Here is a 330-nt window from a genome sequence, read left to right on the forward strand (position 1 = left end):
GGACCGCGACGACGCGGGCGTCTACCGCAACAGCCCCGCAGCCGACGTGTTCCTGGACCGGGCCAAGCCCTCCTACGTCGGCGGGATCCTGGAGATGGCCAACACCCGCCTCTTCGGCTTCTGGGACAACCTCACCGAGGCCCTGCGCAGCGGCATCCAGCAGAACGAAGTCACGCACTCCGGCGCCCCCTTCTTCGCCACGCTGAGCCAGGACCCCGTGGCGTGGCGCAACTTCCTGGGCGGCATGAACGGTGTCAGCACCCCCCTCGCAGGGGCGCTGGCCGCCGACTTCGACTGGACCGGCCGCCGGCACGTGGCCGACCTCGGCGG

At 71.5% G+C, this 330-nt stretch carries 1 pseudogene; it reads left to right on the forward strand.

The features are described from left to right. Positions 1 to 330 (forward strand): annotated as a pseudogene (locus ACLZOT_RS51050) (methyltransferase); the annotation flags it as partial.

It is taken from the genome of Streptomyces sp. 4F14 (assembly GCF_048159485.1).
Taxonomy (GTDB): Bacteria; Actinomycetota; Actinomycetes; order Streptomycetales; family Streptomycetaceae; genus Streptomyces.